At 41.3% G+C, this 16,206-nt stretch carries 12 protein-coding genes and 1 pseudogene; 8 read left to right on the forward strand and 5 right to left on the reverse strand.

Annotated elements, in window-relative coordinates:
• The first annotated feature begins 1 nt into the window (after window position 1).
• The 5 genes from ACT3IB_RS14670 to ACT3IB_RS14690 all read left to right on the forward strand — a co-directional run bounded on the left by ACT3IB_RS14670 (window position 2) and on the right by ACT3IB_RS14690 (window position 5,042).
• The gene (locus tag ACT3IB_RS14670) at window positions 2-703 is read left to right on the forward strand and encodes a WbqC family protein (RefSeq protein WP_491539779.1); all 702 of its coding nucleotides are present in this window, start codon (window positions 2-4) and stop codon (window positions 701-703) included.
• 1 nt (window position 704) lies between these two features.
• On the forward strand, window positions 705-1,526 hold the full coding sequence (locus ACT3IB_RS14675) for a sulfotransferase family protein (protein ID WP_491539780.1): 822 nt from the start codon (window positions 705-707) through the stop codon (window positions 1,524-1,526).
• Window positions 1,496-2,461 carry a glycosyltransferase family 2 protein gene (locus ACT3IB_RS14680; protein ID WP_491539781.1) on the forward strand — a complete coding sequence of 322 codons (966 nt, stop codon included), beginning with the start codon at window positions 1,496-1,498 and terminating at the stop codon, window positions 2,459-2,461. Before ACT3IB_RS14675 ends, ACT3IB_RS14680 begins: the two co-directional genes overlap by 31 nt.
• Before the next feature lie 81 nt (window positions 2,462-2,542).
• Complete coding sequence (locus ACT3IB_RS14685; protein ID WP_491539782.1) at window positions 2,543-4,039, forward strand: lipopolysaccharide biosynthesis protein; 1,497 nt, start codon at window positions 2,543-2,545, stop codon at window positions 4,037-4,039.
• Between the two features lie 16 nt (window positions 4,040-4,055).
• Window positions 4,056-5,042 carry an NAD(P)H-quinone oxidoreductase gene (locus ACT3IB_RS14690; RefSeq protein ID WP_491539783.1) on the forward strand — a complete coding sequence of 329 codons (987 nt, stop codon included), beginning with the start codon at window positions 4,056-4,058 and terminating at the stop codon, window positions 5,040-5,042.
• A gap of 35 nt (window positions 5,043-5,077) precedes the next feature.
• Here the strand turns inward: ACT3IB_RS14690 and ACT3IB_RS14695 are convergent.
• Window positions 5,078-5,353, reverse strand: a pseudogene (locus ACT3IB_RS14695) (GxxExxY protein).
• Window positions 5,354-5,562: 209 nt separating this feature from the next.
• On the opposite strand from ACT3IB_RS14695, the gene hisS reads away from it, so the two are divergent.
• On the forward strand, window positions 5,563-6,822 hold the full coding sequence (gene hisS, locus ACT3IB_RS14700; protein WP_491539784.1) for a histidine--tRNA ligase: 1,260 nt from the start codon (window positions 5,563-5,565) through the stop codon (window positions 6,820-6,822).
• Window positions 6,823-6,834: 12 nt separating this feature from the next.
• Window positions 6,835-7,842 (forward strand): hypothetical protein, encoded by a 1,008-nt coding sequence (locus tag ACT3IB_RS14705; RefSeq protein ID WP_491539785.1) that lies wholly within the window; start codon window positions 6,835-6,837, stop codon window positions 7,840-7,842.
• Window positions 7,843-7,936: 94 nt separating this feature from the next.
• Here the strand turns inward: ACT3IB_RS14705 and nhaA are convergent, their stop codons facing one another.
• The 4 genes from nhaA to ACT3IB_RS14725 all read right to left on the reverse strand — a co-directional run bounded on the left by nhaA (window position 7,937) and on the right by ACT3IB_RS14725 (window position 14,081).
• Window positions 7,937-9,295, reverse strand: coding sequence for a Na+/H+ antiporter NhaA (gene nhaA / locus ACT3IB_RS14710; RefSeq protein WP_491539786.1), 1,359 nt, complete (start codon window positions 9,293-9,295; stop codon window positions 7,937-7,939).
• Between the two features lie 73 nt (window positions 9,296-9,368).
• Entirely contained in the window at window positions 9,369-11,498 is a 2,130-nt protein-coding gene (locus ACT3IB_RS14715; protein WP_491539787.1) for an amino acid permease, read from the reverse strand.
• A 135-nt stretch (window positions 11,499-11,633) separates the two neighbouring features.
• Window positions 11,634-13,760: an amino acid permease gene (locus ACT3IB_RS14720; protein WP_491539788.1), complete on the reverse strand. Its 2,127-nt coding sequence runs from the start codon at window positions 13,758-13,760 to the stop codon at window positions 11,634-11,636.
• 69 nt (window positions 13,761-13,829) lie between these two features.
• On the reverse strand, window positions 13,830-14,081 hold the full coding sequence (locus ACT3IB_RS14725) for a hypothetical protein (protein WP_491539789.1): 252 nt from the start codon (window positions 14,079-14,081) through the stop codon (window positions 13,830-13,832).
• Window positions 14,082-14,336: 255 nt separating this feature from the next.
• On the opposite strand from ACT3IB_RS14725, the gene ACT3IB_RS14730 reads away from it, so the two are divergent.
• The gene (locus tag ACT3IB_RS14730) at window positions 14,337-16,175 is read left to right on the forward strand and encodes a cation:proton antiporter (protein WP_491539790.1); all 1,839 of its coding nucleotides are present in this window, start codon (window positions 14,337-14,339) and stop codon (window positions 16,173-16,175) included.
• Window positions 16,176-16,206: the final 31 nt, after the last annotated feature.

Below are 16,206 nucleotides of genomic sequence, written 5' to 3' on the forward strand. Positions count from 1 at the left end.
CATGAGTATCGGAATTGTCCAGCCATATCTATTTCCCTACATAGGATATTTCCAACTGATATCGGAGGTACAGACCTTTGTTTTTTATGATGATGTGAATTTTATTACCCGGGGATGGATCAACAGAAATAAAGTACTCGTAAATGGGAAGGCAAACTACTTCACGATCCCATGTAAAGATGCCTCACAGAACAAGCTCATCAATGAGGTCAAACATGCAATGACCGAAAAAAAGCGGGGCAAACTTCTCCGAAAGATCAAGTTTTCTTATAGTAATGCTCCTTTTTTTGATGATATATTTCCTATTGTCAAAAAGGTACTGCACACCGAAAGCAGCTATATTGCTGATTTGGCAATGCAAAGTATCTACCAAACCTGTAGCTACCTAAATCTAAATACTATATTCAAAATCAGTTCTGAGGAATACAATAACGCTAAACTAGGAAAGGCAGAACGACTTATAAACATCTGTAAACAAGAGAAAATGACAACCTATATAAATCCTACGGGTGGAAAAGAGCTTTATAATAAAGAGCACTTCCAGAAAGAGGGAATCACATTAAAATTCATCGAACCTTCCCTAAAAGAATATGATCAGTTTGATAACGATTTTGTAGCGGGATTATCGATTATTGATGTTATGATGTTTAATTCTCCGGAAAAAATACGCACCGATCTTTTAACAGCCTATAACCTGGTATAATATGCAGAACGCAGCAATTTTTGGTGTGCCCAGATCGGGGACTTCCTGGCTCGGTCAAATTTTTAACAGCTCTCCAAATGTGGTGTATCGCTATCAGCCGATTTTTGCCTATTCATTTGATGGGAGTCTGAGTTCTGAGAGCAGCTCGCAAGAGATTGCCCGATTTCACGTAAAGCTTCTGCAGACCGATGATGAATTTGTTTGTCAAAAACAGAATATAAGCGGGAATCAAACACCAACATTTTCAAAAGGAGAATATACCCATCTGGTTTGGAAGGAGGTACGCTACATCGATATTATTGAGAACCTTTTAAAACAATCAGAAATCAAGGTGATCGGTATTGTCCGACATCCCTGTGGTACGATCCATTCCTGGTATAACGCTCCAAAAGAATTCGATAAGCAATGGGATTTATTAGAGGAATGGCGGTATGCTCATAAGAAGAATACTTCTGAACATGATTTTTACGGATATGAACGCTGGCTGGATGCCACCCAAATGTTTCTACGACTTAGTGAGAACTTCCCTAATCGTTTTCACTTGCTGTGCTATGAAAAGCTGGTTGATAATCCTCAAAAATACACCAAAGAACTATTTGATTTTGCGGAGCTTCCCGTAGAACAGCAAACGGAATCTTTTTTAAGAGAAAGCACTGCTTCCACATCAGATGATCCCTATGACGTATATCGTAAAAATAAAACCGGATTTGAATGGATAAGTCAGCTTAATCCCGTTATAATAAATGAGATTAAAACGGATGAGCGATTTATCGAAATTGAAAACCATTTTGGATGGAATACCTTGGAACAGAAAAAGCGGTAAACAAGATAGAACCGCAGGTATCAGTCTGTATTACCACCTATCAACATGCTGCGTTCATCAAAAAATGCGTAAACAACGCACTCGATCAAAAAACCAATTTCCCGATAGAAATTATTATAGGCGAAGATGAATCCACGGATGGAACACGAGAAATATGCAAGCAGTTAGCAGATAATCACCAGGAGAACATTCGGTTATTTCTCCGCTCCAGAGACGATGTGCGGTATATTAATGGCAATCCCACCGGCCGACATAACTTTTTGGAAACCTTAAAAGCTGCCCGAGGAAAATATATAGCTTTCTGCGACGGTGATGACTATTGGACTGATCCCCGAAAATTGCAGAAACAGTATGACCATATGGAATCAAACACCGACCTTTCCTTGTCCCTCCATAATGCCTATGTAGTCGATACAAAAGGGAAAAAGAAATCTATCTTCCCAAATATCAAGACGCAATCCATTATCTATCCCGAAAAAATCATTGAGAAAGGTGGTGGGTTTTGCGCTACAAACAGTGTCTTTTTTCGGAATGACATGCTGACAAATATGCCAAACTGGTTTGTGAATGCCTATGTCGGTGACTACTCGCTATATCTTCTGGCTATTGAATGTGGTAAAATTGGGGGCCTGCCGGATATAATGAGCTGCTATCGAAGTGGACATTCCAATTCATGGAGTGATTTAAGCAACCAGGCACAGCATTTAAATAACTATCTCGAGTCCTTAAAAACCATGCTTTTTGCATTTAATGAATATTCAAATCATAAATACCACGACAGTATTCACATCCGAATAGCACTCGAGGAGATATATACAGCTTTTAAAATTATTTTAAGCGGTAAACTAAGCTACCTTCGTGAACTCTCAATCCATGATAAGAGGTACGTCCTACCTGCTTGCAAAAATATTTTAAAACGGAAACTTGGATTGTGATATTTACTGTGCAGCTCTATTAATAACCAATCAAAAATATTAGTAAGTTCTCGCACCTTTTTTAAATAACGAAGAACCGTTTTGGGAGTCATATTCAGGCAAAGCATTCAGAATACAATCATTTCTTATATAGGCGTAGCCTTGGGATTTGTGGTTACGATCTGGATGTATCCCAATATTCTTACTCCCGAGCAGTATGGACTTACCCGAGTGCTGCTATCACTAGCCATGGTTTCGACCCAGCTGGGCAGCCTCGGAATCAAAAATACCATCATACGATTCTTTCCCTTTTTTAGAGATAAGGAAGAAAATCATCATGGCTTCTTATTTTTATCTCTTATTGTACCCCTGACCGGTTTTATACTGCTTGGATTGGGACTCTATGTCTTCCGTCCACAAATCACCCAATACTTTGTAGAACGTTCCGAGCTTCTTGTCGACTATTATTGGTTTATATTGCCGCTGGCTTTCTCCATTCTGTTTTTTCACGTCATCACCAAGTTTGTACAGGCACTCTATGATACCGTTCTCTCTTCTTTCCTCATGGATGTTGCTGTACGTGTTCTAACAGCCCTGTTGCTCATCATCTATTTCATGGGATGGGTTACTTTTTATCAGTTTGTTATTCTCTTTGTACTAAACTACGGCATTATTCTCCTTATTCTTTTTGTCTATATGCTCTGGACCTCCAGCGCATCGCTCATCCCCGATTTCGATTTTTTAGACAGGGCGCTCATTCAAAAGATGATGAACTACAGCCTGTTTTCTTTTTTCGGAGGCATTGCGTCAATTATTGTCTCCAATATTGATATTATTATGCTCAGCTCCCTGGCAGGACTGGATGATACCGGCATTTATGCCATCGCATTCTACATTGGTTCGGCTATTACTATAACCCGGCAATCAATCTATAAAATATCATCACCGGTGATTGCCGATGCCTTCAAAGAACGCAACTTTGAGCTTATCGAGCAGATCTATAAACGATCTTCCTTAAACCAAGTTTTAGCTGGCGGATTACTATTCTGCGGAGTCATTGCAAGCCTTTATAACCTCATGGATATTTTGCCCGAAGAATACTCAGGAGGTGCTATGGTCATTGTTATTATTGGCATGGCCAACATGTTTGACATGGTAACTGGCATTAACGGCGCAATTATCCTCAATTCCAAGCACTACCGATTTGACCTTTATTCAACGATACTGCTCATTATTATCACTGTAATCTTGAATTATATATTAATCCCAATATACGGGATCGTTGGCGCCGCCATAGGGACCGGGACAGCAATTATAATGTATAATGCGCTCAAACTGTTTTACGTCTGGTTACGCTTCTCTATGCAGCCCTTCCAATGGAAAATGTTGCTAATCGTCTTTGTTGGGATTCTTTCGCTAATAATTGCGTACATCATCCCCCATCCTGCAAACAACTATTTAGATATACTTGTGCGTTCTGTTGTTGTTACTGTCATCTATGTCCTTCCTTTGTGGGCCATGAATATTTCCGATGAACTGAACCAACTTATTGAAGGTATGCTCAATCAAGCAAAAGCATTAATTTTTCGAAAGAACTAAACAATCATCTACCATCATGCAAGCAATACAAGTCCTCAATAATGACAAACAAAATGCTCTTAAAATTGGTACAGTTCCGGATCCTAACCTTCCAGAGAAGTCGATCCTTGTAAAAATTAAAGCTACAGCGCTTAACCGTGCCGACCTGCTTCAGCGTACCGGAAATTATCCTCCTCCTGATGGAGCCAGTGAAATTTTGGGGCTCGAGATGGCCGGTGTAGTGGAAAAAGTGGGAAGTAACGTTACCAAGTGGGAAACCGGAGATCGTGTATTCGGATTACTGGCTGGCGGCGGATATGCTGAATATTGTACCATCCACGAAGAAATGGCAATGGAGATTCCGGAAAATCTATCTTTTCAAGAAGCTGCAGCTATCCCCGAAACTTTTTTAACGGCTTTCCAAGCATTGGATTGGTTAGGCACACTTCAAGAAAAAGAAACCGTGCTTATTCATGCTGCAGGCAGTGGCGTGGGAACTTCTGCTATTCAGCTGGCACATCACGTATATGATGCACAAATTATTGCAACGGCCGGAAAACAGCACAAGTTGGATACAGCAAGAGAATTGGGCGCCGACTTTGCTTACAATTATAAAGAGCAAAATTATGCAGAAGAAATCATTAGCGAAATTGGGGCTGACTCAGTAAACGTAGTGGTCGATTTTATCGGCAAACCGTATTGGCACAAAAATATGGAAGTCCTGTCAATGGATGGCAGGCTGGTTTACCTGTCGTTTTTGGGCGGACACAAAATAGAAGAAATGAGCCTTATTCCCATTCTCAGAAAACGTCTCTCGATTATGGGATCAACATTACGGAATAGATCCGAGCAATATAAAATTAACCTTACAAAAGATTTTGCCCGTAAGACTCTTTCCCTGTTTAAAACCGGGACCCTCTCTCCTGTTATTGATTCTACTTTTGATTGGACAGAAACAGAAACAGCCCATCAACGGATGAAAAACAATAAGAATACCGGCAAAATTGTATTGACGGGGATGTAAGCCGCGGATCAACACAGATTATAACGGATATAGTATCAATTATTTCTTTTTAGATCGTAAACAAAACGTTTGAACTCCGGTTCATCTCCAAAATTCATCAATAACCCAATATTAATATCTGTGGCTTTCAAATAGTTTAGAACTTGGGCTTCATGTATAGACAATAATGAAGGTACAGATTTTAATTATATTAATATCTTACCTTCTACGATAAGATCAGCCACGTACTTTCCAACTTCATGACCTTTAAAATAAACTGATATTGGAACTTGTTGTTCTACATCCAGTCCCAAGTTCATTATAAACGTCATAAAAACTTCTGATTATTTTCCTGCTCAATTTCCGATGTTTTAACATATCTTCAAGAATCCGTTTATATCCGTGAAAGTCCGCGGCTAATTGTAAGACCTTCAACAAAGTTCATCCTTACAAAATTAGCTCCCGTATCCGTGTTCCATTTCTCCTTAACCTCCGTTATCTTAGGAGCGAATTATTTTTAGAACCGAACTGATTTTTATTCATGGCGCAATCGACCTTTAGCACGCATGTGGGAATGGTAGACATCCTGCCCGGCGAAGTAGAAAAATGGCAAGCACTGGAGCGTATCATCCACGAAGAGGCCAAAAAGTTTAACTTTGAGGAAATCCGTACGCCCATCATGGAGCAGACTGAACTTATCGCCCGCGGCGTTGGTCAGTTGACAGATATCGTCTCCAAGGAAATGTTCGCCTTTGAACGCGGTGAGGATCAATATGTGCTGCGACCCGAGTGTACCGCGCCTGTGGCACGCGCTTTTGTTGAACACCACTTGGAACAGCGCGGCGGCACGCAAAATCTCTATTACATTGGACCAATGTTCCGCGCCGAAAAACCGCAAAAAGGTCGCCAGCGACAGTTCCATCAGTTTGGTGCCGAAATTATTGGGGCCGATGATCCTGCTGCCGACGTTGATATTATCGCACTGATGATGTCCATTTATGATCGCGTCGGCATCAGCAATACCTCCCTGAAGATAAATTCTGTTGGAGATCCCGAAAGTCGAAAGGCATATACCAAAGCACTCAAAGATTATTTTCGTCCTCATCTCGACGATATGAGTGATATTTCCAAGGAACGATTCGAAAAAAATCCGTTGCGAATTCTGGACTCTAAAGAGGAGGAGGACCAACCTTTTATTGATGATGCGCCTGTGATAACTGACTTTCTTACGGAAGAAACTGAGGCTCACTACGCCCGCGTCAAAGAGTTATTAAATAAACTAGAAATCCCCTTCGAGGAAGATCCCTATTTAGTCCGCGGACTCGATTACTATACGCGCACTGCCTTTGAGCTAATCAGTCCTGATTTGGGCGCCCAAGATGCACTTGGCGGCGGCGGTCGCTATGACCTTCTCATCGAAGAGATTGGTGGCCAACATACTCCGGCCGTGGGATTTGCAGCAGGCATGGAACGACTGTTCATTGCTTGTGAAGAGCTTGGCATAGATCTGGTGGAAGAAGAAATGCTCGATGTATATATCGTCACCTTGGGCGAAGAAGCCCGTACCTGGGGACTCAAGCACCTTCCGAAACTTCGCAAGGCCGGACTCTCAGCATCTATGGATTACATTGGCCGCTCGATTAAAGCGCAAATGAAGGACGCCGATCGTGAAAATGCCCGTCATGTAATTATTGTTGGCGGTAATGAACTGGCCGAGGGCAAATTCACCCTTCGTAATATGAAAGCAAGCGAGGAAGATGCTTATACTTTTGAGGAGATCCTGAGCAAGCTAACCAATTAAAAAACATAGCCTATGACGAAGAAAAAATATTATCTCATAGGTATTCTGGGGCTTGCTTTAGCTATTATTGGCTATCATTATTTGGCGGCTTCACAAGCCGAAAAGCAAATTAAAAAAGCTATCCAAGAGCAAGCAGGACAATCAAATGCAATATCGGTTCAGTATTCTGAAATAAATATTGCTCCCTTTTCAGCAGATGTCACTATTAGCGGCCTGAATGTAATTTTGGGCAATCACATTGAACGGGCTCAAAAACTTATGCTCGACCTGAGATATCTCGATTTCCTTAATATCTATTTTGGCGGAGTGGAATACGGATTACATCGTTTAGATAAAGCATCAATTACTGCCGTATCTCCTTCCTATACAAACAGAGAAGAGCTGCAAGAAATAAAATCTGACTCACTTACCATTACGTATCAGGGCAATGCCCTTGCCGGTATTCAAAGTGCTGTCAAGGGAACTGCTTTTGGTACCGATCAATCTCTTGAAATCAAAGGGAGCAATATAACTTTTTCTGTTCCCCGCACACTACTTTCAAAAGTAACAGCACAAAGCCTGAATTATTCAGCCAGCATTTCAAGAACACAAACAAACTTTTGGAAAGAGGGTACTCATGATATTCGGTTAGATTCCCTGCTTTGGACGCCCTCCGAATCATTTCAAAACAAGTATAGTTTCTTTATCAAAGGTTTTGGATACCCAACCGATGCTATCCCCTTCCAATCTGCCGAACTACGCACAAAACCCGTATCTCAAGCTGATGATACCTTAGAGATTAAATCTTCTATCAGGTCGGAATTGGCTTTACTTACCGGGCAGGGAAATATTATTCTCAAACAGCCCATGCAAAATTCCGAATTTCTAAATATGAATATTGTAATCTCTGACTTTTCAGAGAGATTTGACAATGTCTTAAATAACATTGAAAAGCTTCTATCCATCTCACTCCCTAAGTCCAAGGACGGACTTACTATTCAACTTCAGGGGGCAATAGATAATCCCAGAATTACTGAGTGATCTTGTAAGCTTCCCATATTTTGTTTGAGGGATAATCCAACACAAAAGGCGACCCAAAGGCCGCCTTTTTTACCAACGATAAATGATGAATTTATTAAGAAGTTGCCTCGCTTCCCTCGGGAACATCGTAGGGTTGTTGCGTTTCTGCTCCGTAATCCGGACGGCGGCTAAGGAAGTAATAACCCAACAGGCCACTGGCAAGAGAACCAATCAAAATACCAACTTTTCCAAATTCAAGAAGTTCCGATCCGGCTTCAAATGAAAGATTTGCAATAAACAGTGACATCGTAAATCCAATTCCCGCGAGCAGAGCAACGCCATACACCACCTTCCAGGTTTCCTTGTTGTCGGCTAAATCAGTAAAACCTAACTTGGTGAGAATCCAGGTAAACCCTAAAATACCGATTTGCTTACCTACAAATAATCCGATTGCGATTCCCCAAGTCAAAGTAGAAACAAAAGCATGTCCCATCACTTCAGGATCAAAGACAACACCCGCGTTAGCAAAAGCAAAGATCGGCATAATCAAAAAGTAGACCGAGAAGTGAAGTTTATGCTCCAGTCGGTGCAACGGCGATTCTGCGTGACTCACCGTTTCTTCCATATGATGGAGCGCCTGTTCTTTTGTAACGGGCATATCTTCGTTTTCAGCCTGTTTAAACAGGTCAAAGCCTTCTTGGGCGTATTCTTTCAAACGTTCCAAGCTCCATCCCCGACTGGCTGGCATCACAAAACCAAGCATTACCCCGGCGATTGTTGCGTGAACACCGGACTTAAGAACAGCCCACCACATAATAAATCCAATAATCATATACGGAGAAATTTTGTTGACTCCTCGGTAATTAAACAGCATCAATACAAGCAAACAAAGGCCGGCAACGCCCAATGCTACCATGCTGATTGACTCGGTGTAGAAAAAGGCAATCACGAGAACAGCAATAAGATCATCCACTACTGCGATAGCTGTTACAAAAACCTTGGCCCAAACCGGCACACGAGACCCAAGCAGTGCCACAATACCGATAACAAAAGCAATATCCGTTGCCATCGGTATGGCCCAGCCATCCATGTAACCTGTACCTGCGTTAAAGCCCCAGTATATTAATGCCGGTAAAGCGGCTCCTCCAATTGCTGCAACTGCCGGTAATAGAGCCGACTGAACAGTCGAAAGCTCTCCATATTTCAATTCTCGTTTGATTTCTAATCCAACAAGCAGAAAAAATATGGCCATCAAGCCATCGTTAATCCAGTGGTGAACCGATTCATCAATCACAAGATCGCCGACGCCAATCGATATGTGTAGTTCTAACAAGTGATGATACCACTCATAAAGTGGGCTATTTGCTACAATTAGGGCAAGGATGGTAGAATACAAAAGCATCATACCTGCCGCCGAGTCTTTTTGGAAAAAGCCCTTAATCTTCTTTACTAAACCGTTACTGTTATCTGTCACTTTCCTATTTTTTTACTTTAAAATTACGTGTTGAATATAACATTTTGCGCAATCTTAGATAATACGAATTTCATTAGCCGCCATCAGATTTACGCCATTCTTTCACTTTTTCGATATCTTCTACCTCTCCTATGATCGACAACTCGTCCCCCTCTTCCAATAAAGTATGTCCGTGGGGTATTTTGATATCTCCGTTTCGCTTTAGAATAGTTACCAAACTCTCGCCTGGGAGATCAATTTCCATTATCTCTTTGCCAATGAGCTCCTTGGTTTTATTATCTTCGCTAATAGTAATATTGATAAAACGTTCATCTCGCAGGAGTATCTCTCGCAGCTCTGATTCATTTTCAGCGCTTTTCCATCGTTCAATAAAGTGTCTACTGTCAATCATCTCAGCCAAGTGGGCTATTAATCGCAGGTGCTGACTGGAATTTTCGGATGAACTCACCAAAAAGATCATTGCACACAAGTTTTCAACCTCTCCTGTTTCATCCTCATCGAGAATCTCAAATCCCTCAGTAGAAACCGTTATACTTTCCGGAATACGCACCAACACCATCTGCGGATCACAGTCTTCTTCAACCCGGATATGATTAATAACGGTGCTATTGCCAAGAGGTATGGTTCCCATATCCTGAGCCCTGCAAAAACTATTAACAAGAAACTCCTGATCCATATCTAAACGATCAGCAAAAATATCAGAAGCCTGTTTTATAATCGTTTTATAACTCAAGTTTTTGTTTGGTTCATCAATAACCGCAGCACTGGCCACTACATGTTCGTAAGGATCTTCTTCACGCAGTCCTTTCTCTCGAAGTATGCCACGCATTTCTCGCTCCAACCCTTGATCTTTGCGCTTACCGAGACGAGCGGTAACATGAAAGATGGCCCCCTCACGCTCAATCTTGCCATATGCATAATAATAAAACCAACCTATACTGAAAATACTCACTACTAACGTAAAGAGAATTGAGAGAAGTCCCATCTCCAGAATAAGAACAGCAGAAAGAATCATTCCTATAATCTGTACCCAAGGGTAAAACGGTGAATTAAAACCGGGATCATACTCCTCAATTTTACTTTCGCGCATCACAATTACCGCCAGATTCAATAATCCAAACAGGAGAAGTTGAAAAGCACTGGCCAACTTGGCTACTTGGGAAACATCAAAAGCTACAAGAAAAAAGATCATTAAAAACACGGTGGCAATAATTGCAATCACCGGAGTACCCATTGATCCTATTTTGGAAAATCGACTATCAATAAGTTTATCACGGGCCATTGCCAACGGGTATCTTGAGGCCGACATAATACCTGCATTTCCGGTTGATGCAAATGCGGCTACCGCAGCAATTACAACAAGTATTAATCCCAGATCACCGGGCAACCAGTTCATAAAAGCTTCTCCTGCAGTGGCAACAGGAGTAAGATCTTCTCGAAATTCACCAGGTTCTAATACTGATACCATAATAAAAACACCGGCAACATAAACGAATATAGCCGACATAATAGAGAGGAACATACCCCATGGGATATTTTTATCGGGATTTCTAACCTCCTCAGCTACACTGGCAACTTTTGTGAGCCCCGCATATGATACGAAAACCATTCCGACTGTAGCCCAAAACCCGGTAGCACCACCAATAAAAAGAGGCGTAAACTGATTGCGGGTAACCTCAAAAAAGTCAGCAGAAAAAATAGAGAATAGTCCCTGAGCAATATAAAAAGTCATAATACTTATCAGGGCGGCAACCAATACTTTCTGTAAAGCCGTTGTCTCTTTGGCACCTACGATATTTAAAATGCCAAAAACAAGTGTCAACACTACGGCTACCGGTAAAATAGGCAACTCAATAAAAATTGAGATGTAAGCCCCCATCCCAATCAAGGCAAAAGCACTTTTTAATACCAGTGCCAGCCATGAGCCGTAGCCGCCAACCGTACCCATAACAGGACCAAGACTACGGTCAATAATATAGTATGTACCTCCTGCTTTGGGCATGGCCGTTGCTAACTCTGCTACACTAAACATTGTCGGTAAAACAAGAAGCCCCGAAACAAAATACGCAATGAATACCGATGGACCTGTTATTGCCGCAGCAATACCCGGCAATAGAAAAAATCCGGAACTGAACATTGCCCCTGTGGCAATTGCGTATACATCCCACAATCCAAGTTGTTTTTCCAGTTTTTCGTGCTGCATACTATTCCAGGTTAAAGCGTTTGATAAAATTTTGATTCAGAGTTTAAGAAAATAAGTCAATTTCTTATAAAACTTTTCCAATTGGTAAAAGTGTTAAATGCGATATTTCTATACATATTCTGCATTCCATTTTAGTTAATTTTCTTTGAGCTCTTTTATCTGCTCAATATCCTCTACCTGACCAATGATAGACAATTTATCTCCCTCACGAATTTCTGTATTTCCGTGGGGAATATTTACACTATCTCCTCTTTCCAGTATGGCCACCAGGCTTTCACCCGGCAGATCAATCTCATATATTTTCTTTCCAATCAGCTTTGACGTTTTATCATTAGAGCGGATATAAATATTGATGAATCGTTCATTCCTGAGTAGTACTTCTCGGAGTCCGGCCTCATCGTTTGCCGAAATCCAGCGATCAAAGAAGTTCTCCTGATCGATCATCTCTGCCATATGTGCTAAAAACCGCAGATGCTGGGTGGCATCCTTTTCTGAACTAACTAAAAAGAACAGAGCATAAAACGTATGTTTTTCTTGGTCTTCGGTATCATCCTCAAAACAAGTATCTCGTGTAACCAACCCATCTTTTATCCGCACAATAAATAGCTCCGGTTCCGTCTCTCCCGGTATTCTTGTATGATTCAGCGCGGCCCCCTTACCAATCGAAAGAGCTCCAAAATCATCTTCTTTGTGGAATGCCTTGATCAACTCTTCTTTATCCATACTCACTTTTGTTGCCAGTGTAGTACAGGCTTTTTCCACAACATCTTCATATGATGTCTGACTATCGGTTACATCCAAGATAGTAGCTTTGCTAACAACTAGCTCGTATGGATCTTCGTCGCGCAAACCTTTTTCCTGCAAAATATGTCGCATTTCGTGCTCAAGCCCACGGTCTTTATATTGCCCTAATCGCTCATGTACATGAAAGATAGCCCCCTGCCGATCAATCTCACCATAGGCATAGTAGTAATACCATGCTACCGACAGAATAGTAATAGCTACAGTAAACAAGATGGACAGAAGCCCCATCTCAAAAATAAGCAGTCCTGAAGTTAACATCCCGAGCATTTGTACCCAGGGATAAAACGGTGATCTATATCCGGGATCATATTCTTCAATTTGGCTTTCGCGCATCACTATTACGGCCAAATTGAGCAACCCGAACAGCAACAGCTTAAAAGCACTTGCAAGCTTGGCCACTTCTTTTACATTAAAGACCAGCAGCAAAAATATCATCATTCCGGTAGTTGCAACAATTGAATAAACCGGAGTATCAAACTTACCTAGTTTCGAAAATTTGGAGTGAACCAGCTTATCACGTGCCATAGCCAATGGAAAACGAGAGGCCGACATAATACCCGCATTTCCTGTAGATGCAAATGCGGCAATAGCAGCGATGACCACTAAAATTAGGCCTGTATCCCCCGGCAGCCAAGTCAAAAACACATTGCCGGCAGTAGCAACAGGAGTTAAATCTTTATAGAATGCTTCAGGTTCCAACACAGACGTCATCAGAAAAACGCCTGCGACATATACTACAATAGCTGTAATAATTGAGAGGAACATTCCCCGCGGTATGTTTCTGTCCGGATCTTCAACCTCCTCCGCTACACTTACAACCTTTGTCAGTCCGGCATAAGAAACAAATACCATTCCCACCGTAGCAAAGAATCCTTGCATCCCATCCTTAAAAAAGGGCGTAAATTTCTCACGATGAACATCCAGTATATTCAATGAGAAAAGATGCGAAAACCCTTGTACCAGATAAAAAGCCATAACAGACAGGAGTGTAATCACAAGGATATTTTGAAGCCTGCTCGTTTCTTTTGCTCCAAAAACATTAAGTGCACCAAAAGCAATGGTGAGAGTTATTGCAACCGGGGTTATTGGTACTTCGAAAAAGATTGATATATAAGCCCCCATACCAATCAGCGCAAAAGCACTCTTGAAAACCAGCGATAGCCAAGACCCAAATCCACCGATACTGCCCATTAGTGGGCCCAAGGTGCGATCAATAATATAGTAGGTTCCACCGGCCCGGGGAAAAGCTGTACCAAGTTCCGCTTTACTCAACATTGTGGGCAGTACCAATATGCCCGATACCAAGTAAGCTAAGAATACAGACGGACCCGTTACACTTGCAGCCAAGCCCGGCAATAAAAACAAACCGGAGCTGAACATGGCTCCCGTTGCTATTGCAAATACATCGAATGCCCCAAGTGTTTTATTCAGTTTTTTAGAATCTTTCAGTTCTGACAAAGTGAAATAATTATGGTTTAAAAGCTATTCAGAATTGAAAAAACAGCTTGTTAAAATTATTGAGAAATGTTATTGCTGTTTGTCGATTTGATCCTGTTCCTCATCCTCAAAAATAATAATGCCCTGTTCACCTATCCGTGCTACCATGCGAATAATATATGCAATTACAACCAGCCCGATGAATCCCTGTATTTTAACGCTCAATATCGGATGTAAATTAAAAAATATAATTATAACATATTCCAATGCAGCTGATACAAGAATAATTCCCAACAGCCAGGCAAATTCTGTAATAAGTTTATTTTTTGTTCGGCTGTCCATCAGACAATGACCAATAGTTTTACATTATTTAGGTTATGCTAAAATAAAAGGATTGTATCATACCTAAAATTATTAGAGTGATTTTAACTAATTTTAATCAAATTGGGATAATAGAAACATCTGTTATCTTATTCTTTTGAAGAAATTCGGTATTTAATATGCCATACAAAGAAAAACAGGATTAATTTTGTTTCTAAGACCTCTTTTATAGATTTTCACGGTTTGTGATAACTACAAAATTACTTCCCACAATTCATGGGTGAACATCTCTTAATTGGCATAACAAGTATTTTACTGTTTGGTATTGGCGCACAATGGGTTGCCTGGCGTTTTAAATTACCCGCTATACTCCTTTTGCTGATCAGTGGAGTTCTTGCCGGCCCGGTTTTTGGACTCCTTGACCCGGATCATTTAATGGGTGATCTGCTTTCTCCTTTTATTTCGGTATCTGTTGCTATCATTTTATTCGAAGGAGGCTTAAGTCTACGTTTTTCTGAACTCAAAGATATTGGTAGTACGGTCGGCAACCTTGTAAGTATAGGGGTGGTTTTAACTTGGGGTATTACTGCCGTTTCGGCTTACTACCTGTTTGCATTTGACTGGGAACTTGCCATACTGCTCGGGGCCATTCTTGTAGTTACAGGACCCACTGTTATTATCCCGTTACTGCGTCAGGTTCGTCCTTCGGGACAAGTTGGCTCCATCTTAAAATGGGAGGGCATTGTCATAGATCCCATTGGGGCTATGCTTGCTGTTCTTGTCTTTGAAGTAATTTTAAGTACCAGTTTTTCTGCTGCTACCAGTGTCGCCGTGATGAGTATCATGAAAACAATTTTATTTGGCACCTTGGTAGGCCTAGGTGGTGCCGCCTTGATATACTTTTTACTGAAGCGTCACCTGCTCCCCGACTATCTGCAGAATCCTGTAAATCTAATGGTAGTCGTCACTGTTTTTACAATTTCCAATATGCTTCAACATGAATCGGGGCTCTGGGCCACTACTCTGATGGGCATCGCTTTGGCCAATCAAAAAACGGCACGTATTCACCACATCACAGAATTCAAAGAAAACTTGCGGGTGCTTCTTCTGTCATCTCTATTTATTCTTCTGGCAGCACGGGTAGAGTTAAGCAGTTTAATCCAAAATTTAAGCTGGAGCCTTGCCGCCTTCCTTGCTATTCTGATCCTTATTGCTCGGCCGGTTGGCGTATATATTTCTACATATTTTTCAGATATCAACTGGCGTGAAAAGCTTTTTCTTTGCTGGATGGCACCGCGTGGTGTTGTAGCAGCATCAATTTCTTCCATTTTTGCGATTTCTTTAGCTCAAAATGGTTTTGAACATGCCGACCAGCTAGTACCTATTGTTTTTCTTGTGATTATTGGGACCGTTGCTATTTATGGACTGCCGGCTGCTTGGGTAGCACGTAAATTAGGTGTTGCCAAACCCGTACCAAACGGCCTCTTGATTCTCGGTGCCCACAGCTGGGCACTTAAAATTGCAAAAGCAATTAAAGATGAAGGATTTAAAGTGTTAGTTGCAGATTCAAACTGGAAAAATATAAGACGTGCAAGATCCCAGGGACTCGAAACTTATCACGGTAATATTCTATCTGAGTTTGCACTGGAAGAATTAAACCTTGATGGCGTTGGGCGAATGATTTCTCTAACCCCCAACGATGAAACAAATTCACTTGCCGCCCTTCGCTTTGGCGAAATTTTTGGCCGGTCCCATGTTTTTCAGCTGGCCCCCAATACTCAGGGACAGATGGAAAACAAGGATGTTACCAGTCATCTGAGTGGCCGTATTTTATTTCATGAACGCCTAAATTTTGAAAATTTATCGCGTTTCTTTTCAACACACGTAACAATACAATCAATGACATTCGATGAAGAAAATCCTGCGGATGAATTTGAAGAACAAATAGGAGAGCAATATATCCCGCTTTTTTTAATTACCTCAAACAACGAAATTCGTCCCTATACCATCGATAACCCACCCTCACCTGCCAACGGAGACCAGGCATTTTATATCCATTTGGATGATGAAATCCGACAACAAATTAAGCAGGAAGCTGCTTCAATTGATACTTAAGATCTTGGGTAGTTAAAAATATGGTGTTGCA

It is taken from the genome of Fodinibius sp. GM21 (assembly GCF_058386955.1).

Excerpts from the sequence above, each read along its gene's own strand:
- ACT3IB_RS14670 (WP_491539779.1), top strand. The coding sequence starts at position 2 with ATGAGTATCGGAATTGTCCAGCCATATCTATTTCCCTACATAGGATAT.
- ACT3IB_RS14675 (WP_491539780.1), top strand. The coding sequence starts at position 705 with ATGCAGAACGCAGCAATTTTTGGTGTGCCCAGATCGGGGACTTCCTGG.
- ACT3IB_RS14680 (WP_491539781.1), top strand. The coding sequence starts at position 1,496 with ATGGAATACCTTGGAACAGAAAAAGCGGTAAACAAGATAGAACCGCAG.
- ACT3IB_RS14690 (WP_491539783.1), top strand. The coding sequence starts at position 4,056 with ATGCAAGCAATACAAGTCCTCAATAATGACAAACAAAATGCTCTTAAA.
- hisS (WP_491539784.1), top strand. The coding sequence starts at position 5,563 with ATGGCGCAATCGACCTTTAGCACGCATGTGGGAATGGTAGACATCCTG.
- ACT3IB_RS14705 (WP_491539785.1), top strand. The coding sequence starts at position 6,835 with ATGACGAAGAAAAAATATTATCTCATAGGTATTCTGGGGCTTGCTTTA.
- ACT3IB_RS14715 (WP_491539787.1), bottom strand. The coding sequence starts at position 11,498 with ATGCAGCACGAAAAACTGGAAAAACAACTTGGATTGTGGGATGTATAC.
- ACT3IB_RS14725 (WP_491539789.1), bottom strand. The coding sequence starts at position 14,081 with ATGGACAGCCGAACAAAAAATAAACTTATTACAGAATTTGCCTGGCTG.
- ACT3IB_RS14730 (WP_491539790.1), top strand. The coding sequence starts at position 14,337 with ATGGGTGAACATCTCTTAATTGGCATAACAAGTATTTTACTGTTTGGT.